This is a genomic window from Desulfovibrio mangrovi (genome assembly GCF_026230175.1).
Taxonomy (GTDB): domain Bacteria; phylum Desulfobacterota; class Desulfovibrionia; order Desulfovibrionales; family Desulfovibrionaceae; genus Halodesulfovibrio; species Halodesulfovibrio mangrovi.
This window is the reverse complement of record NZ_CP104208.1, coordinates 991,182-1,012,033: the sequence shown is the minus strand read 5'-3', so window position 1 is coordinate 1,012,033 and position 20,852 is coordinate 991,182. Positions and strand designations below refer to the sequence as shown.

The following is a 20,852-nucleotide window of genomic DNA, read 5'->3' as shown; positions in this document are numbered from 1 at the left end:
AGCCACTGCGAACCTGCCGTGGTTGCGGCTTTGCATGCGTTACCCGCTAGGCGTTGGAACTGGAAATGGCTTCCAGACTGCGATCCAGCGCGGTTACAATGTTGTCGGCAAGATTGAGGAATCCGGTCTTGGCGTGAGAATCCTCTTCGAGCATCACCACGGGCACGCCCTTGTCTGCGGCCACAACAGTGGCAGGATCAAGGGGCACGCTGCCGAGAAACTCAAGGCCATAGCGTTCGGCAAGCTCCTTGCCGCCGCCCTTCTTGAACAGAGTGATCTCGCCGCCACAATGGGGGCAGGCAAGGCCGCTCATGTTTTCAACCACGCCAAGCACGTTGGCGTTGGCGTATTGCAGGAAGTTGATAGCCTTGCGTACGTCGGCAAGAGAAATTTCCTGAGGCGTGGTAACAACCACACACAGGGCTTCAGGAATGGTCTTGAGCACGGTCATGTGTTCATCACCGGTGCCGGGAGGGGAGTCGATGAGCAGGAAGTCCAGCTCGCCCCAGTTGACGTCGGAAACGAACTGACGAATGGCCGCAGTCTTCTTGGGACCACGCCAGAGCACGGCGGTATCCTTGTCCTTCAGCAGGGAGTCCATGGAAACAACCCACAGGTTCTCGTTGACCTGTGCGGGGTTCAGCAGGCCACCGCGGTCGGCCTCAAGGCCGAGCTGCGTTGCTCCAAGCAGGTTGGGAACGCTGGGACCATGAATATCCACGTCGAGAATGCCTACCTTGTAGCCTCTCGCCGCAAGAGCCGCTGCGGTATTGACGGTGACGGAACTCTTACCCACACCGCCTTTGCCGCTCATGATGAAAAGCTTGTAGCGAATCTTGTCCAGCGTAGAAGAGATCAGGGCATCCTGAATATTCTGCTTGGCGCTCGCCTTTATTTCCGTACCGGGCTGAATGCCGCCCGATGAAGAGCATCCACTGCATGAAGACATACCATTCTCCTTTTATCGAAAGCGTCCGCGGCTACCGGCATTGCTGCCGCAACGGAACGTGTTGTCCGAAGATGTAATCAACAATACGCCACCGTCAAGAGCGGTGGACGTCCCCTGCCCCTTCGGGCATTCCGTTACAGATACTTAATGGCCACAAATCCGGCTATACCGAGTATGAGAGTAGCCAGCAGCACCAGATCGAATCTTTTTTCCAGAAAATAACGGGCCTGTTCACCAAACATATAAATCAGGCCGGCAATGGCAAAAAAGCGCAGTCCCCGACTGAGGGTGGAGGCGATGATGAACACCAGAAAATCGATGTGGAATGCGCCTGCCGTAAGCGTACACAGCTTGTACGGAATGGGCGTAAGCCCAGCCGCTGCTACCGCCCAGGCGCTGTAGGTATCATACCACTCTTTGATGATAAGATATTTATCATCAAGACCATAAAAATGGATGATGGGCATCCCCACAATATCCATGAAGAAATAGCCTATGGCATACCCCAAAATACCGCCGAACAAAGAGGTAAACAGACATATGGCGGCAAGGCGGAAGGCCTGCTTGCGCTGGGCAAGGGCCATGGGAATGAGGAGCAGATCCGGCGGCAGCGGGAAAAAAATCGATTCAGTAAAGGAGACAGCCGCAAGTACCCGAAGGGCCCCCTGCGATTCCGCTACTCGCCACAGTTTGTCGAGATATTTTTGTATCATGCCCAAGGGGCTACCATCCGTGAGTTCCGACCAAATCTACAAATGCAACGCCACAAAGACGCTCAAGAGTCACATCGCCATTCTGTTTGCGTATACGGACAAGCTGCTGCGAACGCTTGTTCTTGCCCACGGGAATAAGCAGCATACCGGGGTCAGCGAGTTGGTGCACAAGAGGCTCGGGAATTGTCGGCCCGCCTGCCGTGACGATGATGCGGTCAAAAGGCCCCATTTCCGGCCAGCCCATGGTACCATCGTCCAGCTTGAGACGAATATGGTAGTACTTGAGTTCGCGCAGCAGCTTCTGTGTGGCGAAGTGCAGTTCCCTGAGGCGTTCCACCGAATAGACATCAAGGCCCATTTCAGCAAGCACTGCGGCCTGATAGCCCGAACCGGTGCCAATTTCCAGAACGCTCATGCCCGGAGCTGCCTCAAGCTGCTCCGACATGTAGGCAACAATATAGGGCTGCGAGATTGTCTGGCCGTACCCTATGGGCAACGGGTGATCTTCATACGCCTGCAGGCGAAGCGCCTCCTGAACAAACAGGTGGCGCGGAATCTTGCGCATAGCTGAAAGAACCCGCTGGTCAGAAATGCCACGGGCCTCCAACTGTTCACGTATCATTCTGTCGCGGTTACGCCGCATATCAACCATCAAACCGCCGAACCCCTTTTCTTATTCTATGCAAACAGCCCTGGGAACTTTGAACGTCTTTCACCTGTATGTCAAAATAAACGTGCTTGGTTTGAGAAGCAGATTTTTCCTTCCAAGTCAACAAAATGGACTCCCTTGACATACGCCCAGAGTGTGCGAAAATTGGAACCGTACACTTCAAACACGGGAGCTATATCATGCTGTACGTCAGCGACCTCATGTCCACCAACCTGTTTACATTGAAGCAGACTGACTCCCTTAAAACCGCCCGTTCCCTCATGAACCTTGCGCGCATCCGCCATATTCCCATTGTGGATGAGCCTGGATACTTTCTCGGGCTGCTGACACATCGCGACCTGCTCTCCTCCACCGTATCCCGCTTTGCGGATGTGGGACAGGACGTTCAGGACGAGATTGACTCCGGCATTCCGGTGAGCGAAATCATGCGTACGGACGTGCTGATCGTTGCGCCGGAGACTCGCCTGCGCGATGCTGCCGAAATCCTGTTCAACCACAAATACGGATGTCTTCCCGTAGTGGATAATGACCGCCTTGTCGGCATTCTCACCGAAGCGGACTTTCTCAAATTGACTATTACCCTTATGGATGCTGTGGAAGCTCTGTAGGGGCAGATTATGGCGGCTATTAATCAGCCATCCGCAAGGATGGCTTTTCTCTTGCCTTTAACCGCATCATGATGATGCACGACGAGCCATCTAGTAAGGAACCATAATGTCCAAGCCCAAAAGTATTCTACTGACCCTCTTCTTCATCATATTGCTAGGTGCTGTAGGTGGCGGGGGCTATCTGCTGCTCAAGGACCAGCAGGCTCCTCTTATCACCGTCACTCCCGGCGACGGACGTTTGAGCAAGAACTCCGTTCTGGAAATTGCACTTGCCGACCACGCCTCCGGCCTTAAAAATCTTACTGTTCTCATCAGAAAGAATACCACCACGAGCACCATCTACCAACAGGATTGGATGGACCGGCTCCCGGAACGCAAAGAGACTATCAACCTTTCGTCCGTAAGCCTGCAGGAAGGAGCTTTTGAACTCATCGTGAAAGCCTCTGACGGCTCCTTTGCGGCCTTTGGCAAAGGGAATACCGCAACCCGCGAGTATTCGTACCGTCTGGACAATACGCCTCCCAGAGTGTCGGTTATTACCATGCCTCCCTATGTCCGCCGTGGCGGCGTAGGTGTTGTTGCCTACTCCGTATCCGAGGAAGTCTCCTCCACCGGCGTTCAGATCGGTGACACATTCTTCCCCGGCTACAAGCAGAGCTCCGGCAACCACATGTGTTTCTTCGCCTTCCCGTACTACATGACCGTTGAGGAATACAATCCGCGTCTCGTTGCCAAGGATCTGGCCGGAAACGCCTATGACAGACCTCTTGCCGTCTACCCTCTGGGCCGCGATTTTACCGCCGACCGCATCAATCTGAGCGAATCCTTCCTTTCCACCAAAATGCCCGAGTTTGAACAGGATTTCCCCGGCGAAATGACTCACGTGGAACGCTTCCTCAAGGTCAACCGCGATATGCGCGTAGCAAACCGTGCATCGCTCATTTCTATCGGTCTGCAGACTTCGCCCGAAATGCTCTGGAAAGGCGCCTTCATGCGTCTGCCCAACGCCGCCAACCGTGCCCGTTTCGCAGAAAAACGCACATACGTATACAACGGCGTGGAGGTTGACCAGCAATACCATCTCGGACACGACCTTGCCTCAACGCGCCATGCCCCCGTGCCTGCCGCCAATAACGGAAAAATCGTTTTTGCAGACAACATGGGGATATACGGTCAGGTGGTTATTGTAGACCATGGCATGGGCCTGCAGACGCTCTATGCACACCTTTCCGAGATTTCAGTGCAACCCGGCCAGAGCGTGCTACAAGGTGACATCCTCGGCAAGACCGGTCTGACCGGTATGGCCGGCGGAGATCACCTGCACTATGGCGTTACCGTCTCGGGCATCCCTGTTACCCCGCTCGAATGGTTCGACCCGCACTGGATTCAGGACAACATCACCGGTCGTCTGAACTAGTCATATCGTTCTGGCGCGCCAGACATTCACGGCAGCCTCCTGTATGGGAGGCTGCCTTTTTTGTATCGCAAAATATCTGGTATCTGCTCTGCTCAGGTGGCCAGATGGCTGCCAGTACAGTTGCAAACACGGGCCAAGATCTACTTTAAGTGTTGCAAAATAGTTAAAGTCCTACTGAAATTACGAACTATTTTACGTTCAATAAAGGCGTCTACCCTTTATGGTAACGCATTTCGGGCTGAGATGATTCTTGGCTCCTCATGCGCTAAGCGACCACAGGACACGGAAGCAAAGAGGTTCATATAGGCTGTTGCCACTGACGACAGAATAAAAAAACGGGGCAGCCTTTCGACTGCCCCGTTGTCCGTATCAATACAGGCGTGCTGCTACCACTTGGCTGCGCGCTGCGCTTCAAGAGCCTTGGCCTGCTCTTCAAAGTTAGCAAACCCGGCCTGATGCAGTGCATCTTCAACCGTCTGGCTCCAATCCCAACCTGCATAAATAACAGGCTTATGGAAGGTGGCACGGAACTGTTCCAGCTCCTGACGGTAGAACTTTTCCTTGGGCGTTTCAATGGAGTCGCGAAGCTGCTCGTGCAGACGGCAGAGTTCGCCTTCATACCAATCCATCAAGTCCTTGGCGGTCTTGTACTTTTTCAGGATATGGCCGTAACCGTTGTTTTCAAGCAAGGAGCGCACCTTGTTGAGGAACTGGGTACCAAGCCATTCACCAAGCTTGCTGGGAGGAATGTTCTCGCCTTCAACAGCAGCCATGTCGATCTTGGTGCGGTAGTAGGTATCCGGAACAACAGAGGCGGAAACGATACCTGCAATGGCCACAAGACCGCGCAGGATAACGCTGTTGGACACGCCCTGCCCGCAGAAACCAACCTTCTTGCCGAATTTCTGACCGGTGAAGATCGTGCTGAGAATGGCCCAGACTACGGCAGGATCCTCTTCATCATAGATATGAGAGAGGCTTGCGTTATCGCGGTCGGTAGCCAGCACCATCTGGGTCATGTCGTTGGAACCGATGGAGAATCCGTCGAATTCCTTGATGAATTCCTTGGCAAGAATGGCGTTGCTCGGAATTTCGGACATGAGGATGACCTTGAGACCATCCACACCGCTCTTGAGCTTGTGTACCTGCTCCAGATAACGGCGCATGGAGCGGCCTTCTTCCAGAGTACGTACGAAGGGAAGCATGATCTGCAGGTTGGTGCCGCCGAACACGCCACGGGCGAGTTTGAAGGCTTCCAGTTCCCAGTCGTGCAGGTTACGGGAAACACCGCGGTAGCCGAGCATGGGGTTGTCTTCGAAGTGTTCAAAGAGCGAACCGCCGAGCAGGTTACGGTATTCGTTGGATTTGAAGTCGGTGGTACGGTAGATGATATCCTTGCCGTAGAAGGCCATGGCAAACAGAGCAAGGCCCTGCGCCAAGGTCTGCACGTAATGTTCCTTGCCGGAACGGAAGCCGCGTGCACGGATGATCTCACGGATCTTCTCGGGGATGTGGCGGATATCCTCGATTTCCTTCTTCATACCAGTAGTAAGTGCCACTTCATCGCGCAGCGCTTTGATCTTCTTGATCATTTCAGCCACTGCAGGAATCTTGGAAGCTTCTTCCACGCGGGTCTTCACGATGGCATCGATCTCGGCAAGACGGCGCTTGGTTTCGGGATCGTTGCCCTTGAGAACGGCGATTTCGTCCTTGAAGCCCATGACGCACAGTACATGCTCATAGAGGTCGGCAGACGTCTTCAACACGTCCAGACGACGGGTTGCGTAAGCTACGTAGTCATCGAGTTTGTGGTCAAGCTCGCGCATCTTGCGGTGAACAGCCAGCACCTCGTCAGTACCACGCAGGTTTTCCTGCTCGGTGAGGCGGGCAATTTCAAGCGCCAGCCCAGTCAGGTGGCCCACGTAATCACGCAGCTTCATGTCGACGCCGACAATACCGGCTGCCAGCTGTTCACGCAGCAGCTTGGTCAGTCTTGCATCAAGTTCCTTGATCTTGGCGTTAACCACATGATCCAGCTCGCCGTGGTCATAGGCTTCCAGAGCACGGGGGTGAACGCCAACGTTACCGAGCATGAATTCGGCGCGCAGCAGGCCCACTTCAAAATCGTCCACACTGCGCAGGCGGGAAAGGAACAGGGCCTGTCCCACGTCAGCGAGAATAAGGCCGACCTTGGTCTTCGTTGCGGGCAGTTTGGAAAGATCCATCTCGCCGCCGACCTCGTTCAGGGGCAGCAATCCGCGATAAACCTTGCCGCGGGTACCGTCTACAGTCACGTCCTGACCGTCGAGAGCGCGCAGGGCTTCAATGCGCTGGATGCCGATGATGGCGGGAATACCCAGTTCGCGGGAGGTAATGGCCGCGTGGCTGGTGTCGCCGCCCACGTCTGCGAGAATGGCGGCGGCGATGCGCATGCCGGGTACCATGTCAGGGTCGGTACGTTCGGCAGCAAGGATGTCGCCCTTGTTGATCTTGTTGAGTTCCAGAGCGGAACGCAGGAACTTGACGTTGCCCTGCCCTGCGCCACGGGAGGCACCGTTGCCTTCCACAATGACTTCGGCAGCGGCAGCGGCCTTGGCATCCACTTCCAGACGGCGCATGAAGATGGTGTGGGGATGCAGTTCCAGCTCTTCGTTCCAGCGGGTTTCAGGACGAGCCTGAACGAACCACAGACGATCGGAGCTGTCGATGCAGAATTCGGTGTCCATGATCATGCCGCCATAGGCGGTGGAGATATTGCGGACACCCTTGGCGACTTCTTCAGCCTGAGCAAGAGACAGGGACCAGCGATACGATTCGTTGTCCGGCACCTTGACCATCTTGGTGCCGCCCTTCTCATCATATACGATCTTCTTGTCCTTGCAGCCCATCTGGCGGATGACCACTTCCTGCTGGTCGTCACGCTTGAACACGTAGAATTTGTCTGGGGTAACCATACCGCCTACCACCGCTTCGCCCAGGCCGTAGCTGGCGTCGATGGAGACGAGGTCCTTGCGTGCGGTACCGCGGCAACCGGTCGCGGTATCAGCAGAGAACGCGGTACCGGAGATGACCGGGTTGATCATGCGCATGACACACACGGACAGAGAGGTATTCTCGATTGCCCACTCTTCCTTGGCCTTGATGGCGATGGACTCGTCACCAGTTTCTTCGGCCTTGGCCATGGCATCGAGAATGGCTTCACGGCGGTAAGTCATGGAACGCAGGTTGTAGGCGGATGCGCAGTCCCAATGATAGGCCTCAACGCACATGGTTTCGCCCACGATGTTCAGATAGGTATCCTGCAGGCCGGCAAAGGCCTTCTTGCGGGAATCCTCACCTGCGGCGGAGGAACGCACGGCTACAGGAACGTCTTCGCCACCTGCTTCCTTGCAAATATCGTTGTATGCCTGACGCACACATTCGTTGACTTCCTTGGGCAGCTCAACGGAAAGAATACCGGCCTGAACAAGCACGGAACGCTTGCGGAGCTGGTCGATACCTTCGGGAGAAGTTGCAAAACCTTCAACCACGTTGTTCACGAAGGTACGGGTCTTGAGCTGATTGGTAACACCGGTAGCCTGAACTTCGGCACGAATCTCCTTAGCGAGATTACGTACAAACTTCTGCAGAAAATCAGAATCCTTGTTAATCTCGGGGTCGTTCCAGTCGATACGATTATATTCCTTATCGACGATGGAACGCACGAGAGAGGCATTCACCTTGGTTTCATCCAACACCTTATGGAAGGCGATGGAGGAAATGGCACGAAACTGCGGTGCGCGGATGCCGGGCACCTGACTGATGATGGCAGTGTTGTAGTTCTTGCCCCCAACCCAGAGCTCGGCTTCTTCACCTATAGTGACAATATCGGCACCGGTAAGAACCAGCTTCTTCTTGATCTCTTCTACATTCACTGCCGCGGGGGCCTTGGTGGCCTTGGCCTCTTCAGCCTTGGTTTTGGCCATATAAGTTACTCCTTGGGTGAAAGACGAATGCGCCTTTCGTTGAAAACCGGAAACGTTGACTTCACGGGGACCCGATGCCCCATCCATTAACAGTCTGAATCTGGCTAGGAATTAACTGTCACGTATAGGCATTGTCCTATGTATCTCTGATGGTTACTCGCGTCAATGATGATTGCATTGATATAATGACGCGATAGGCCGTTTCAACGCTCAATGCCGCCCGCACGGTCAACCCGGCGGGCGGCTATCCAATTACGCTTCCAGTTTCACGCCGCAGAAGGGGCAGAAGCCGCCGCCTTCAGTGGTAAGAGGACGTTGGCACTCCTCGTTTGCACATCGGCGGGGCACAGGGCCAAGTTCAACAAGCAGCTCCCCTTCCTTGACGGGAACCATGACCTTGTTTTCCTTGAAGTCTGCGGTCTTGACTACACGAACCACCATGCCGTCAACAGGAGCCAGAACGGCCTTTTCCTGCTTCATGATGGAGATATTGAAGAGCTCTTCGCCCTTTTTCACCAAATCGCCGGGGTGAACGTACATGACCCAGAGGTCGCCGTTGGAAGGAGCGGCAACATGGTTCTTGTTGTTCTTGTCGGCCTTTTCATATCCGATGCCTTCTTCCTCTTGCGGCAGCGCGACCTGAACGTCGTAGCTGAGCATTTCGGAATCGAGCACATATCGCACAACACTCTTGCCGGACTTGTCCGGAGTGGTTTTGTGCAGAATGGTCATGGTATGCGGCTTCTTGTTGCTATCTACAAACTGCAACTCGCGGCCGGTTTCAAGACCTTCGAACCATACGTCCAGCGGCACCTGATTGGGGTTACCGAATTCGTTACGGAACTGAACGGTCTTGAGCGCGTCACCGGGATGATTGAGATACATGACGAACTCTTCATCAGTGGGCTTGCGCTTGATGTGTTCGATGAAGCTCTTCTCTTCGGCAACAAGATCCATGTCGGAAAGAATTTCCAGCGGAGACTGTTCGGTACGCTTGGCAATGGCCTGCTTCCAGTCGTCGCCGAAGGCGCTCTGGTATACCCAATCCGGAGGGAATCCGAGGGGCAGCTTGCCGAACTTGCCGAGCAGCAGATCACGGAAGGCGTCATTGCTGTCCTGATAAAGGGCAAGACGCGCTTCAGCCAGTTCTGCCTGGCAATCCTGACAGGCATCCATCTTGTTCACTTCATCAAGTACGCTGAGAAGGTACTTCACTTCGTTTTCGCCGCCGCGCTTGTAGGCGCTGGACACCGCGAGGAACGCCGTATTCCACGTGATCTGAGACCCGGGGGTCACGTCATGGTAACGCACGATCTTGCGGGTACCTGCAAGGAACTTGAGCATGTACGGCAGCAGGTGAATATACCCCTGCTTCATGGCTCCTTCCTGCGAGGACGAAGTGGCACCGCCGGGCATGCCGTGTTCTACAACGTCATGGTCAATACCTTGGAAGTACGGCGCGGTATAGCGATCGTAGTACGGCATGATCTGCTTGAGCGCGAAGTTGCACTCGCGGATCATGTCCTTATTGAGATTGGTCTTGAGACCGAGTTCATCCTCAAGGTAGGCGGCAGTGGAAAGCACTTCGCCCTGACCGTACCAGCGCACTGCTGCGCCGATGCCGGTATCCACGATGTGTGCGCCTGCCTTGGCCGCTGCACCTACGGAAGGCACGAACAGACCGTCGGTGTAGTGTCTGTGGCAATGCAGTACCAGCTTGGGCCATCTCTTGCGCAGCGCTGCTACGAGTGCGGAGATGAATCTGGGCGGGCAGACCCCGGCCATATCCTTGAGGCCGAGAATGATCATCTCGCTGGCCTTGTTTTCGCCCACACCGGCAACATCGCTCACCATCTTCAGGATGGCTGCGGTGACGCCAAGGTAGTGCTCAACATCAAAGCCCTTGGCCCAGGAAAGGGAAATGGCGGGTTCAAAGACCACTTCCTTTCTGCTCATGGCCACTTCCGCAAACGGACGCATATTGTCCACGTGGTTCAGGAAATCGAAACAGCGGATAACATGGTAGTGGTCGCAAATCATTTCGCCGGTCAGGCGCATGAGATTGCGCGGCTGCGGCTTGTACCCCAGCACGTTGGTGGAGCGGATGAGAATCTGCTTCAACGTCTTGGGAGCAACGCGGTTCCACTGCTCCGCTTCGGTGAAGGGATAGGTCATGTTGGCCATCATGGCCACGTGGAAATGAGCACCGCCACCGTTTTCAATGGAGAAGAACCCACAGTTATCCAGATACGGAGCAATCATCATGTCTTCTGCAAGACGGAAACGGTTGCCGGAGTTGGACTGCGTAATGTCACGCGGGGTGGTGTCGCAGAAATGCACGAAGTCGGAATCGCGCACGTAATCCAGCAGAGCCTTGCGGTCCCCCCGGGGATACGGAGGTTCAGCCTTGAGCTGCTTGGCGGGGATGGCGGGCAGAACAGGTTCAAACTTGCCGTTGCCAACACGGGGAGTATCCGGCGTGCGATAATCACCCAGCAGAACGTGCTGATTGAATCCCTTGGCACTGATGCCTGCAATGAGACGGGAAAGACGCAGGGCTTCCGGAGCCACATCGGTGTAACAAAGCAGCTCGGGAGTCTTGGCGATGAAGTTGGTGTCATAGGATGCATCGCGGAACTTGGGATGCTTGATGACCTGCTTGAAGAACGGGATCGTGGTCTTCACGCCGCCGATGGCGTACTCGTTCAACGCTCGTTCAATGGTTCCCAGCGCCTTGTTCCAGCCACGGCCGTAGGCAATGAGCAGAGCCCCTGCCGAGTCGTAGTTGGAGGGGAATTCGTAGCCTGCAGAGAGGTTGGAGTCGATACGGATGCCGGGGCCGCCGGGCGAAACGTAACGGGAAACCACACCACAGTTGGGCGAGAAGTTGGCCTGCGGGTCTTCGCAGTTGATGCGCAACTGAATGGCCCACTGTGCGGGCGGGCAGTTTTCCTCGGTAAGACGCAATTCGGCACCAAAGGCAACGGCGATCTGCTCTTCCACCAGGTCGATGCCGTAGCGGCATTCCGTGATGCCGTGTTCCACCTGCAGACGGGTGTTTACTTCAATAAGATAAGGAACACCTTCTGCGGTAACGAGGAACTCAACGGTCGCCAGAGAATCGTAGCCTACTTCAAGCACCAGCTTGCGGGAGTAGTCCTTAAGCTGGGCGCGCAGTTCCGGCGTAATGAGCGGAGAGGGAGAAGGCGTGATTTCCACCAATTTCTGGTGGTTACGCTGCACGGTGCAATCGCGCTCGTCAAAGGCGAATACGTTGCCGTATTTGTCCGCGATGACCTGAATTTCAATATGCCGGACAGAGGCAAGGTACTTTTCGACATACACGCGGGGGTTGCCGAAGGAGGCCTGTGCCATGGTGGAAGCCTTGATGAAGGCAGATTCCAGCTCTTCCTGATTCTGTACAAGGAAAATACCGCGACCACCGCCGCCACCCTCTGCTTTCAGCATGATGGGGAAGCCGATCTCCTCGGCAAGTTCACGGGCAAGCGGAACGTCCACGGCACCTTCGGAACCGGGCACAACGGGCACGCCAATCTTCTTGGCAATGCGGCGCACCTGCACCTTGTTGCCAAGCAGATTCATTGCCTCAGCGGAAGAACCGATGAAGATGATGCCTTCTTCGGCACAACGTTTGGGGAACGTGTCGTCTTCGGAAGCAAAGCCCCAACCGGGGTGGATGGCGACCACGCCACGCTTCTTCGCAAGGTCGATTATCCGGTCGATGTCCAGATATCCTCTGGGATCTTTGCCGAGGAGCAGAAGCTCCTGTGCGGCAGAGGCGGCCGGAGACGTTTTATCGACGTCAGTCGCAGTCATGATGGCGATTCCATCGAACCGCTCACGAATGGAACGACAGATGCGGCGTGCGGGAATACCGCGGTTGGCAACCAGAATTGGCTTGCCCTTCACTTCGTCCAAAACCTGATGAAACGTCTTTTTGGCCATTCAATCCTCGTATACCAATATCCGGAGACATAGTGCCACCGGGTTAAAGGGCGAGCCGAAACATCAAATGGGAAGGTCTGTATGTGACGAGAGGGCAATGCTGCCTGAATGAACAGCATATTCGTGACCGGACAGGAGAAGACGGAGCGCTCCGTTTTCGTTGACACCCAATAGCCTGCCCGGACGATACTCCTCATCTCCACCGTGAATGATGATTTCACGGCCCACCCAGGCAAGATGTAATTGCACGCGTCTAGTCAACTCTTCTCTGTTGCAGCGAACAACCTGCGTCTCATAACAAAAACGTACCTGATTCACAAGCGTTTGCCACAAGGTCGTCACGGAAAGGTCAAAGCCTTCTTCCCTCAGGTTCGTAGCGGGCACAGCCCAACCATCCCTCAGCTCTCTCACAGGGGGGCTGGATACGACGTTTACGCCTATTCCGGCGAACAACGCCCCACCAACATCTTCCAGCAAAATTCCGCCTGTTTTCTTATCTCCCAGCAACAAATCATTCGGCCATTTCAACGCCACGCGCACACCCTGCGCGCTGAATGCCTCTGCCAACAGATAGCCCACAGTCAGCGAAGCGATGTCATCCAGATGGGGAGTCCCATACGGCAGCCTGAGTGCGGAATAGATGTTACCGGCAGGAGAACTCCACGGCCTGCGCAACTGCCCCCGTCCGGCAGATTGCGATAGAGCCAGAACTGAATCCCACTCCGAAACAAGTCCTTCCCGCGCCAGAATCCGTACAACATCCAGACTAGATGAGCAGGCACCGCATATGAATACGGATTGTTCAGCCTCCGCACTGCCCCTCTCCTCTTTCCGGACAGAAAGATCAGAGGTTGCCCACAGCCGGAGCCCGTTCAACTCGCACTCTGCCCATCGGGCACTGCGTATTTCATCACCCCACACCGGAGAGGAGTCTGCCAACTCCTCTGGAGAAAGGGGCGAAGCCACATCAGAAAGACCGTCTTTAAGGATATACAACATTACGCCACACCTGATAGAATGCCGTCATCAAGCTTTTAACGAATAAGATCATCGGAATAGGCTACATGCATACTACCGGAATGGAAGAATATTTAGTGGGCGGAGCTGTCAGGGATATACTGCTCGGGCGCACTCCGCACGAATATGATTATGCCTTCGCGGACACCGTGGAAGGGTTTATATGCCGCAATCCCTCGGCACGCAAGGCTGGAAATGATTTTTCAATCTGCATACTTCATGGCCTTGAACATGCCCCACTACGTGGAAAGTCTATCCACGAAGACCTGTTGTTGCGGGATTTTACAATCAACGCCCTTGCGCTTGATCCAAACGGCAAACTCTATGCTCATCCTCAGGCATTTGCGGATATGCGCAACCGAACACTGAGGGCAACCAATCCGACCGCACTACAGGATGATCCCATACGTGTTTTCAGAGCTGCCCGCTTTGCTGCAGACCTCCCGGAATTCACCATCCACCCGGATCTGCTGCAACAAATGCGCGACATCGGCTCTTCCGGCATCCTTGACCAGATGACACCGGAACGTGTGGCAGGCGAACTATTCAAGGCCCTGCACACTTCCATGCCCGGCACATTCATTCGAGTCCTGCAGGAGGCAAACTGCCTGAGCCCATGGTTCAAGGAACTGCAAGGCGCGGCCGATGTTCCGGCAGGCCCCCTACCCTATCATCGGGAGAGCGTGCTGGTCCACACGGCGCAGGTCATGGATCAATGTGCGGGCGACCCAACAGCCGTTTACATGGCTCTCTGTCATGATTTGGGTAAAACAAAGACTCCGGCAGAAGTGCTTCCTCATCATTATAAGCATGAACACCGGGGAGAGGAAGAGGCATGGGCACTTGGAACTCGCCTAAAGCTTTCCAACAGACTCATGCGGGCGGGCATGGTTGCCGCTCGGCAACATATGAAATGCGGAGCATACCCGTCGTTAAAAGCTGGCACACGCGTGGACCTGCTCATGGAAATCAACAAGCACAGCCTGCTGGAATCATTTTGCCGACTGATCAAGGCTGACTGCGGCGTTGACCATTCTGACACCATGAGTAAGGACCGGGAGGTAATCCTTAATGTCGTTCTGCCGGATGAGCTTCGGAACAAGGGGCCGGAATCAGGCATACGGCTTCGCGAAATGCGTTGCGTTGCCTTGAGCCGAATCCGGCGATAAGCTTGCTGCTGCCCCACTGAACACAAAAGGCCCGGTGCGAAACGCACCGGGCCTTGGCATTCAATCAACAGGCTGTTTGATTAGCCCTTGAAAGCCTTTTCGAAGTTGGGAACAACCTGCTTCTTACGGCTCATAACGCCGTCGAGCCATACGCTCTTGCCGGTTGCTTCAACGCCGAAGGCCTTACCAACTACGGAAGGATCGTCGGAAACGATCAGCATTTCAGAGCCTTCCTTCATGATGTCGGTCAGGAGCAGGAATACAGAGTGACGGCCAGCAGCCTTCACCTTCTGGATTTCTGCGTACAGGCCGTCCTTCACTGCGTCCAGCATGGACAGGTCAACAACTTCGAGCTGGCCGATGCCAACCTTGTTGCCGTTCATGTCGAAGTCCTTGTAGTCACGGAATACGAGGGATTCCATGGAAGCGCCGTCAACAGCAGACTTCACCTTGAACATTTCCATGCCCACTGCGGTGGTGTCGGTTACGCCGGCGATAGCTGCGAGTTCGGCAACAGCCTTCTTGTCAGCATCGGTGGTGGTAACGGACTTGAACATAACGGTATCGGACAGGATGGCGCAGAGCAGGCCGCCTGCGATGCCCTTGGGCACTTCAACACCGTAGAAGTCGTACATGGCCTTGATAACGGTGCCGCAGCAGCCTACGGGCCATACCCACATTTCGAGGGGGTTGGAGGTAGTTACGTCACCCAGCTTGTGGTGGTCGGCAACGCCAACAACTTCAGCGTCCTTGATGTCTGCGGGCAGCTGAGCACCGTCGGTGGTGTCAACGAGCCACAGCTTCTGGCCGGCAACGGAAGTAACAACTTCGGGAGCGGTCAGGCCGAACTTTGCGAGAACGAAAGCGGACTCGGGGGTCACTTCGCCCTGAGCAACAGCCTTGGCTTCCATGCCGCGCTTGCTGAGCAGGTCAGCGATAGCGATAGCGGAAATGATAGAGTCGGTATCGGGGTTCATATGACCCATAACGAGAATTGCCATGGTAAAACTCCTCCAAATTGGGTTTGACTATGCGATTAGCTCGCCTTCTTCCTAAAATAGTTTGTGCCAAATAGCACAAACATAAAAGTCTGCCAAGTGGGAGCAAGGGGGTAGGCCCCATTTTTTTTGGAAAAATCAGAAGTTCAAAGCGAAATCAGGCAATGCCGATCAGGACAATGGAGACAAGGCCGAGCGCGAATACGAAGTAGGAACGTCGGACACGAAGAGACATGACGCCGCCAAGCCCTGCAACGAACCAGAGATGCAGCCACTCCACCCCATTAATTACCGGCAGGTGACCAAGATACCAGGACAAACCTCTGATCGTGCCAATAAGCACAAGCTGACAGAGACAGAAGAACGCCACATGCATGACAAAGGATTGCAGGAGTGAGCGGAAAAGAATCCGGCCCGGCTCGCTGTCCTCCACATCTTTTCTGCCCCACTGGATAAGCCGGTTGTACCCGGCGTTCTGCATTTTGCGCTGCCAGTATTCAATACGTGATGCAAGCAATGCGGCAGGCAGGCTGACAAGCATGGGAAAAGCAAGCAGCGAGGCGTCCTGAATATTGAAGTAGCGAGAAACACCCAGAGTAAGCAGCATTGAGGCTACAGCATTGGGGGGAATGTACGTACCGGCGGGGAACAGGTCGAGCCAGATGAGCTCAAAGAAAATGGCAACGTGAATGGCCAGCGCCCATTCTCCTGTTGCGACTCCCCACAGGAAGCCGGCAGCGAGCGGGCGCTCCAGAAAGCCAAAATTCAGCGCAAATCGCAGAACAGACGAGAAGGCAAAAAAAAAGCGAGGGGAGCTACCCAGAGGACGGAAGGAAGAAGACTATCCATTATTACCACCCCTTGACTTGGACCGGCTCATTGGGAACACATCGGAAGTCCAGCTCAACGCTGCGTTTGCAGAAAAAGCGCAGACAGGCCTCATCTTCCTCGGTTACGGCCACATGAGCGCATAGCTGCTTCTTGCCCGGGGAATAATGAAGATTGCCGATATTCAGCACAGAAAAGGAAAAACCATTCTCGAGAATACGCCTCGCATCACCGCAATTAGCTACGAGAACCAGGGTATCCTGCATCTCGCCAGCATGCTTTGTTGCGTAATCCTTGAGGGAGTGCACGTGAATGAAATCTGCCTTGATGCGGCCGGGAACAGCCAGTGAGGCGATCTGCTGCTGCAAATCATCGGCCGCCATTTCATCATTGACGACCAGAAGGCGCTTTGCGCGTGTGTAGGGCAGCCAGGTTTCGATGACTTGCCCGTGTATGAGCCTGTTGTCTATACGAACCCACTGCATGGCGCGCTACCCGTGTTTAACCTTTCGGCGCAGCACTTCGCCTGCCACGACAATTCCCTTGTCGCCCGCAGTCTTGGCTTCTTCCGCCAGTTTATGCAGATCCATCTTCCGGCAACCGAACACTTTGAGCAGCATGGGAAGGTTCACCCCCGTAAGCACTTCAACATTGCCGGAACTGAGCAGAGAAAGGCTCAGGTTGGTGGGGGTGCCACCAAACATGTCGGTGAGAATGAGAACTCCCCTGCCCTTGTCTACACGGGCAACGGTTTCCTTGAGGCGGGCAACGGTCTGCGCAACTTCCTGCGTACCGTCAACACTCACCGTACCGCAGTCGTCCTGCGTACCAAGAATGACTTCCGCAGCACGCAGCAGAGCGGAACCGTAATCAGCGTGGGTAACGATAACCACGCCGACAGGGGCAACTTCTTTAATGGATTCAGTCATGTGGGCAGTATTCTCCACCGGCGGAAATAATAGGCAAAAAGTGCGTTCTGACGAAGCTAGACCAGCTCCATATGCCGGTGCTCAATGGATACAGCAAAATCAAAGTTTTTCAAAGCCTCAAAAAGGGCTTCAGCTGCGGCGACCGACCGGTGCCTGCCCCCCGTGCAGCCAATGGCGACTGTGGCGCGGTAACGCCCTTCAGACTCCATCTGCGTCAACGTGAAGTGCAGGAATTCTGTCAGACGCTCCAGATATTCCTTCCCCACGCCGGAACCGAGCACATACTTTGATATGACGGGGTCTTTTCCGGAAAGGGGCCGAAGATCCGGTTCATGATGAGGGTTAGGCAGAAAACGCAGGTCGAACACCATATCGGCCTCGGCAGGTGTGCCGTACTTGAAGCCGAAGGTCAACAAATGCACGCGCATGCTGCGCCTGTTGCCCTCGATAATGGTCCATTTCTGCTGGATGACCCGCCTTATATCATGAATGGAATAATCGGAAGTATCGATTACAAGATCGGCCATGGCGCGGACCGGCTCAAGCAGCTTACGTTCAGTCTCCATGGCTTGTTCAAGGCCCAGTCCGCCGCTCTCAAGAGGATGCGGACGACGTGTTTCCTTGTAACGACGGACTATTACGTCGGGCCGTGCTTCCATGAATATGATCGCAGGAGCCACCCCCTTGTCCCGCATTGCCTGCAGAATGGCATGAAAACCGCTGTCGAACTCGAAATGGCGCAGGTCCATTCCCAGCACCAGACCACGATACTTGGCCAGACTCCGTTCATCAAGAATGGAGACCAACTGCATGGCGAGGGATACGGGGAGTCCGTCAATCGTATAGTAACGCAGATCCTCGAAGACCTTGAGAACGGTACTCTTGCCGCCACCGGACAACCCGGTGACGACAAGGACGGGAAATGACGGAGAAGTAGAGTCCATAATGCGTGGCGTCCTCAGGCGTCGGCAAGAAGCTGCCAGAGTTCATCAACGCCGGAGGCAGACATAATGGCGTTTCTGAATTCCTTGTCCTTCAGCAGGCGGGAAATCTGAGCCAGAATGCGCAGATGTACTCCGGCCACCTGTTCCGGAGCAAGGACAAGAAAGAAGATATTGCAGAGCTTGAAATCCAGCGATTCAAAGTCCACGCCGGAAGTACTGCGGCCAGCAACGAGGATAATCTTGTCCAGAGTGTCGAGCTTGCCGTGCGGGATGGCAATGCCATCGCCTATGCCTGTGGTTCCGAGGCTTTCCCGTTCCTTGAGAACAGCGAGAACACGCTCACTGTCCAGATTCGGGTTTGCCTTGACCACGGCCGCAACGAGCTCCGCCAGCACCTCCTCTTTGGTGCTGGCGGTCAGCTCGGGCAGAATCATTTCTTTATCCAGGTAATCACCCAGTTTCATTTTTCAGAATCCTAGAAGGTCGGATCAATGAGACCGAAGTCTCCGTTTTCACGACGGTAGATGACGTTTACGCGCTCCGTCTCGGCATTCAGGAACACAAGGAACTCATAGTCCAGGGAGTCGAGCTGCAGAGCGGCTTCGTCAATCCCCATCGGCTTGGGGGTAAAGCGGTCAGTACCGACAATGGTACGTTCGCGACCGGCACCGGTATCAGCATAGCTGAAGATGTCTTCACGCAGAGCCATCTCTGCACCGCGACGGTGATCCTTGCCCTTCTCCACATGCTTCTTCACCTGGGAAGAGAGCTTGTCAAAGACCAGGTCAACCGTTGCATACATATCTTCAGACTTCTCATTGGCAGAGAGGTTCAGGTTGTCGGCAACCAGCGTCACATCAATTCTGTGACGGTAATTGTCAACGCTCATTCCCACCTGCATTTCCGACTTACCGTGCGGCTGCAGGAACTTGCCAAGCTTTTCAAAACGACGGCGGGCATACTTCTTCAGATGATCGGAAGGCTCGAAGTTCTTGAATGTGAATGCGATGTTCATATATGCCTCCTTAAATGTTCGAGATACTGCACTTTGTGCAGTTATGCCTCTCACGTCTTTGAGGTTGCCTCCAACCCGACCCGGCGCTGCCGGAAGCTCCCTCCGTTAAAAAGCGGACTTCCGCTTGGACGATGAAGGGATGTCCATAGCTGTACGATACTTCGCAACGGTTCTTCGGGCAATATTCAATTGCAATTTTTCTTTGAGAATTTCACCGATGCGCTCATCGCTGAGCGGACGTTTGGGATTTTCGTCGCCAATAAGCTGCTTAATGAGGGCCTTAACGCTCTCAGAGCCTACGGAGCTGCCATCATCCATACCGATGGCGCTGTTGAAGAAGAACTTCAGCTCGAAAATTCCGTGCGGGGTCGCCACGTATTTACTGGTGGTAATACGGCTGACCGTGGATTCATGCATACCGATATCGTCAGCGATATCCTTGAGAATCAAAGGCTTGAGTGCGGTTACACCTTCCTCGAAGAAGCCGCGCTGATATTTTACGATACTCTCCATAACCTTGTAGAGCGTGCGCTGGCGCTGATGCAGGCTCTTGATGAGCCATGAAGCAGAACGCATCTTCTCCTGGAAATAATCCTTGTCAGATCCTGTCACCACAGGAAGAGTATCAACTATATCAGAAAGTTGCAGACTTGGCAGACCTTCTTCGTTGAGAATGATGACGAACTCTCCGTCATATTTGTGCACGAATACATCCGGTGCCACATACTGAGGTTCGCTGCTGCCGAAACTGGCACCCGGCATGGGATCAAGGGTCTGGATGAGTTCAAGATACTCCCGAAGATCATCCATGTTGATACGGAACTTGCGACACAGCGGCTTGTAGCGGCGCTTCTCCAGATCCTCAAGGTGATCCCGGACGATTTCCACCAGTACGGGGTCGCGGTCGTAGCCCAGCACTTCAATCTGCACCAGCAGACATTCCTGAGGCGTGCGTGCGGCAACGCCGACTGGATCGAAGCGCTGAATGCGGCGCAACATCTCTTCCACTTCCGCCGTTTCGACATCGGGCCCTGCCATCTCCGCCATTTCCTGAAGAGAGGCATGCAGATAGCCGTTGGAACCGATGTTGCCGATAATGATCTCGCCTATGGTGTGCTGGCGTTCGGTTATATTGGAGAGTGTGAGCTGCCAGGAAAGATGGCCGTCCAGAGACGGGCGGGAAGACAAGCGGGCCTCGAAGGAGGTGCCTTCCTCGGGAATTTCGGTCTCGCGGGAAGCAACCTGTCTGGTCGTACTGGAAAAGTCTCCCAGATAGTCTTCCCAGTCGGCATTGGAGGCGAGTTCCTTGTCATAGGCTTCGGCGGTCTCGGAACGCAGCTCAGGCTTTTCCGTGGCATCCGCCGGTGTGAGGGCTTCGGAAGCTTCTTCGAGAAACGGATTCTCCAGCAACTCCTGCTGCACGGTCTCCATGAGCTCAAGACGGGACAACTGCAACAGCTTGATCGCCTGCTGCAATTGCGGCGTCATTACGAGTTGCTGAGAGAGCTTCAGTTGCTGACGTAGTTCAAGTGCCATAGGCGCTGTCATCCGAAATCGTTACCCTGCCAGATTTTCACCGACAGGAAAGATCTGTTCTGCGTTGAGTAAAATCCACCCCTATCAAGAAGCATTCCAAAATCTCTATGCCTGGCTCCTTTTTGCCA

General features: G+C 54.7%; 17 protein-coding genes. 3 read left to right on the top strand and 14 right to left on the bottom strand.

Going from position 1 to position 20,852, the window contains the following annotated elements; genetic code table 11:
• Nucleotides 1-46 precede the first annotated feature (46 nt).
• The 3 genes from N1030_RS04615 to N1030_RS04605 all read right to left on the bottom strand — a co-directional run bounded on the left by N1030_RS04615 (nt 47) and on the right by N1030_RS04605 (nt 2,314).
• Entirely contained in the window at nt 47-949 is a 903-nt protein-coding gene (locus N1030_RS04615; protein ID WP_265827978.1) for an Mrp/NBP35 family ATP-binding protein, read from the bottom strand.
• 134 nt (nt 950-1,083) lie between these two features.
• Nucleotides 1,084-1,662 (bottom strand): YqaA family protein, encoded by a 579-nt coding sequence (locus N1030_RS04610; RefSeq protein WP_265827976.1) that lies wholly within the window; start codon nt 1,660-1,662, stop codon nt 1,084-1,086.
• Nucleotides 1,663-1,672: 10 nt separating this feature from the next.
• On the bottom strand, nt 1,673-2,314 hold the full coding sequence (locus N1030_RS04605) for a protein-L-isoaspartate(D-aspartate) O-methyltransferase (protein ID WP_265827974.1): 642 nt from the start codon (nt 2,312-2,314) through the stop codon (nt 1,673-1,675).
• A 197-nt stretch (nt 2,315-2,511) separates the two neighbouring features.
• Here N1030_RS04605 and N1030_RS04600 point away from each other — a divergent pair, with 197 nt between their 5' ends.
• A complete protein-coding gene (locus N1030_RS04600; protein ID WP_265827972.1) occupies nt 2,512-2,940 on the top strand; it encodes a CBS domain-containing protein in 429 nt (142 codons plus the stop codon).
• A 106-nt stretch (nt 2,941-3,046) separates the two neighbouring features.
• Nucleotides 3,047-4,357 carry a M23 family metallopeptidase gene (locus N1030_RS04595; RefSeq protein WP_265827970.1) on the top strand — a complete coding sequence of 437 codons (1,311 nt, stop codon included), beginning with the start codon at nt 3,047-3,049 and terminating at the stop codon, nt 4,355-4,357.
• Between the two features lie 386 nt (nt 4,358-4,743).
• Here the strand turns inward: N1030_RS04595 and N1030_RS04590 are convergent, their stop codons facing one another.
• The 3 genes from N1030_RS04590 to N1030_RS04580 all read right to left on the bottom strand — a co-directional run bounded on the left by N1030_RS04590 (nt 4,744) and on the right by N1030_RS04580 (nt 13,287).
• On the bottom strand, nt 4,744-8,322 hold the full coding sequence (locus N1030_RS04590; RefSeq protein ID WP_265827967.1) for a PEP/pyruvate-binding domain-containing protein: 3,579 nt from the start codon (nt 8,320-8,322) through the stop codon (nt 4,744-4,746).
• Nucleotides 8,323-8,574: 252 nt separating this feature from the next.
• Nucleotides 8,575-12,288 (bottom strand): pyruvate carboxylase, encoded by a 3,714-nt coding sequence (locus N1030_RS04585; RefSeq protein ID WP_265827966.1) that lies wholly within the window; start codon nt 12,286-12,288, stop codon nt 8,575-8,577.
• A 63-nt stretch (nt 12,289-12,351) separates the two neighbouring features.
• Nucleotides 12,352-13,287: a biotin--[acetyl-CoA-carboxylase] ligase gene (locus tag N1030_RS04580; protein ID WP_265827965.1), complete on the bottom strand. Its 936-nt coding sequence runs from the start codon at nt 13,285-13,287 to the stop codon at nt 12,352-12,354.
• Between the two features lie 65 nt (nt 13,288-13,352).
• On the opposite strand from N1030_RS04580, the gene N1030_RS04575 reads away from it, so the two are divergent.
• Entirely contained in the window at nt 13,353-14,474 is a 1,122-nt protein-coding gene (locus N1030_RS04575) for a tRNA nucleotidyltransferase/poly(A) polymerase-related protein (RefSeq protein ID WP_265827963.1), read from the top strand.
• 80 nt (nt 14,475-14,554) lie between these two features.
• Here the strand turns inward: N1030_RS04575 and N1030_RS04570 are convergent, their stop codons facing one another.
• The 8 genes from N1030_RS04570 to rpoN form a co-directional block, all read right to left on the bottom strand.
• Nucleotides 14,555-15,475, bottom strand: a complete 921-nt coding sequence (locus N1030_RS04570) for a manganese-dependent inorganic pyrophosphatase (RefSeq protein WP_265827961.1) — start codon at nt 15,473-15,475, stop codon at nt 14,555-14,557.
• A gap of 154 nt (nt 15,476-15,629) precedes the next feature.
• Nucleotides 15,630-16,295, bottom strand: coding sequence for a PTS sugar transporter subunit IIC (locus N1030_RS04565; RefSeq protein WP_265829017.1), 666 nt, complete (start codon nt 16,293-16,295; stop codon nt 15,630-15,632).
• A gap of 28 nt (nt 16,296-16,323) precedes the next feature.
• Nucleotides 16,324-16,785, bottom strand: coding sequence for a PTS sugar transporter subunit IIB (locus tag N1030_RS04560; RefSeq protein WP_265827960.1), 462 nt, complete (start codon nt 16,783-16,785; stop codon nt 16,324-16,326).
• A gap of 6 nt (nt 16,786-16,791) precedes the next feature.
• Nucleotides 16,792-17,229, bottom strand: coding sequence for a PTS sugar transporter subunit IIA (locus N1030_RS04555; RefSeq protein ID WP_265827959.1), 438 nt, complete (start codon nt 17,227-17,229; stop codon nt 16,792-16,794).
• Nucleotides 17,230-17,285: 56 nt separating this feature from the next.
• Nucleotides 17,286-18,173 (bottom strand): RNase adapter RapZ, encoded by an 888-nt coding sequence (gene rapZ, locus N1030_RS04550; RefSeq protein ID WP_265827957.1) that lies wholly within the window; start codon nt 18,171-18,173, stop codon nt 17,286-17,288.
• Nucleotides 18,174-18,187: 14 nt separating this feature from the next.
• On the bottom strand, nt 18,188-18,637 hold the full coding sequence (locus tag N1030_RS04545) for a PTS sugar transporter subunit IIA (protein ID WP_265827955.1): 450 nt from the start codon (nt 18,635-18,637) through the stop codon (nt 18,188-18,190).
• An 11-nt stretch (nt 18,638-18,648) separates the two neighbouring features.
• Nucleotides 18,649-19,188 (bottom strand): ribosome hibernation-promoting factor, HPF/YfiA family, encoded by a 540-nt coding sequence (gene hpf / locus N1030_RS04540; protein ID WP_265827953.1) that lies wholly within the window; start codon nt 19,186-19,188, stop codon nt 18,649-18,651.
• Between the two features lie 105 nt (nt 19,189-19,293).
• Nucleotides 19,294-20,724 (bottom strand): RNA polymerase factor sigma-54, encoded by a 1,431-nt coding sequence (rpoN, locus tag N1030_RS04535; protein WP_265827951.1) that lies wholly within the window; start codon nt 20,722-20,724, stop codon nt 19,294-19,296.
• Nucleotides 20,725-20,852: the final 128 nt, after the last annotated feature.

Excerpts from the sequence above, each read along its gene's own strand:
- N1030_RS04605 (WP_265827974.1), bottom strand. The coding sequence starts at position 2,314 with ATGGTTGATATGCGGCGTAACCGCGACAGAATGATACGTGAACAGTTG.
- N1030_RS04580 (WP_265827965.1), bottom strand. The coding sequence starts at position 13,287 with ATGTTGTATATCCTTAAAGACGGTCTTTCTGATGTGGCTTCGCCCCTT.
- N1030_RS04545 (WP_265827955.1), bottom strand. The coding sequence starts at position 18,637 with ATGAAACTGGGTGATTACCTGGATAAAGAAATGATTCTGCCCGAGCTG.
- N1030_RS04560 (WP_265827960.1), bottom strand. The coding sequence starts at position 16,785 with ATGCAGTGGGTTCGTATAGACAACAGGCTCATACACGGGCAAGTCATC.
- rpoN (WP_265827951.1), bottom strand. The coding sequence starts at position 20,724 with ATGGCACTTGAACTACGTCAGCAACTGAAGCTCTCTCAGCAACTCGTA.
- N1030_RS04600 (WP_265827972.1), top strand. The coding sequence starts at position 2,512 with ATGCTGTACGTCAGCGACCTCATGTCCACCAACCTGTTTACATTGAAG.
- N1030_RS04575 (WP_265827963.1), top strand. The coding sequence starts at position 13,353 with ATGCATACTACCGGAATGGAAGAATATTTAGTGGGCGGAGCTGTCAGG.
- N1030_RS04570 (WP_265827961.1), bottom strand. The coding sequence starts at position 15,475 with ATGGCAATTCTCGTTATGGGTCATATGAACCCCGATACCGACTCTATC.
- N1030_RS04610 (WP_265827976.1), bottom strand. The coding sequence starts at position 1,662 with ATGATACAAAAATATCTCGACAAACTGTGGCGAGTAGCGGAATCGCAG.
- N1030_RS04555 (WP_265827959.1), bottom strand. The coding sequence starts at position 17,229 with ATGACTGAATCCATTAAAGAAGTTGCCCCTGTCGGCGTGGTTATCGTT.
- N1030_RS04585 (WP_265827966.1), bottom strand. The coding sequence starts at position 12,288 with ATGGCCAAAAAGACGTTTCATCAGGTTTTGGACGAAGTGAAGGGCAAG.
- N1030_RS04615 (WP_265827978.1), bottom strand. The coding sequence starts at position 949 with ATGTCTTCATGCAGTGGATGCTCTTCATCGGGCGGCATTCAGCCCGGT.
- N1030_RS04590 (WP_265827967.1), bottom strand. The coding sequence starts at position 8,322 with ATGGCCAAAACCAAGGCTGAAGAGGCCAAGGCCACCAAGGCCCCCGCG.
- N1030_RS04595 (WP_265827970.1), top strand. The coding sequence starts at position 3,047 with ATGTCCAAGCCCAAAAGTATTCTACTGACCCTCTTCTTCATCATATTG.
- rapZ (WP_265827957.1), bottom strand. The coding sequence starts at position 18,173 with ATGGACTCTACTTCTCCGTCATTTCCCGTCCTTGTCGTCACCGGGTTG.
- hpf (WP_265827953.1), bottom strand. The coding sequence starts at position 19,188 with ATGAACATCGCATTCACATTCAAGAACTTCGAGCCTTCCGATCATCTG.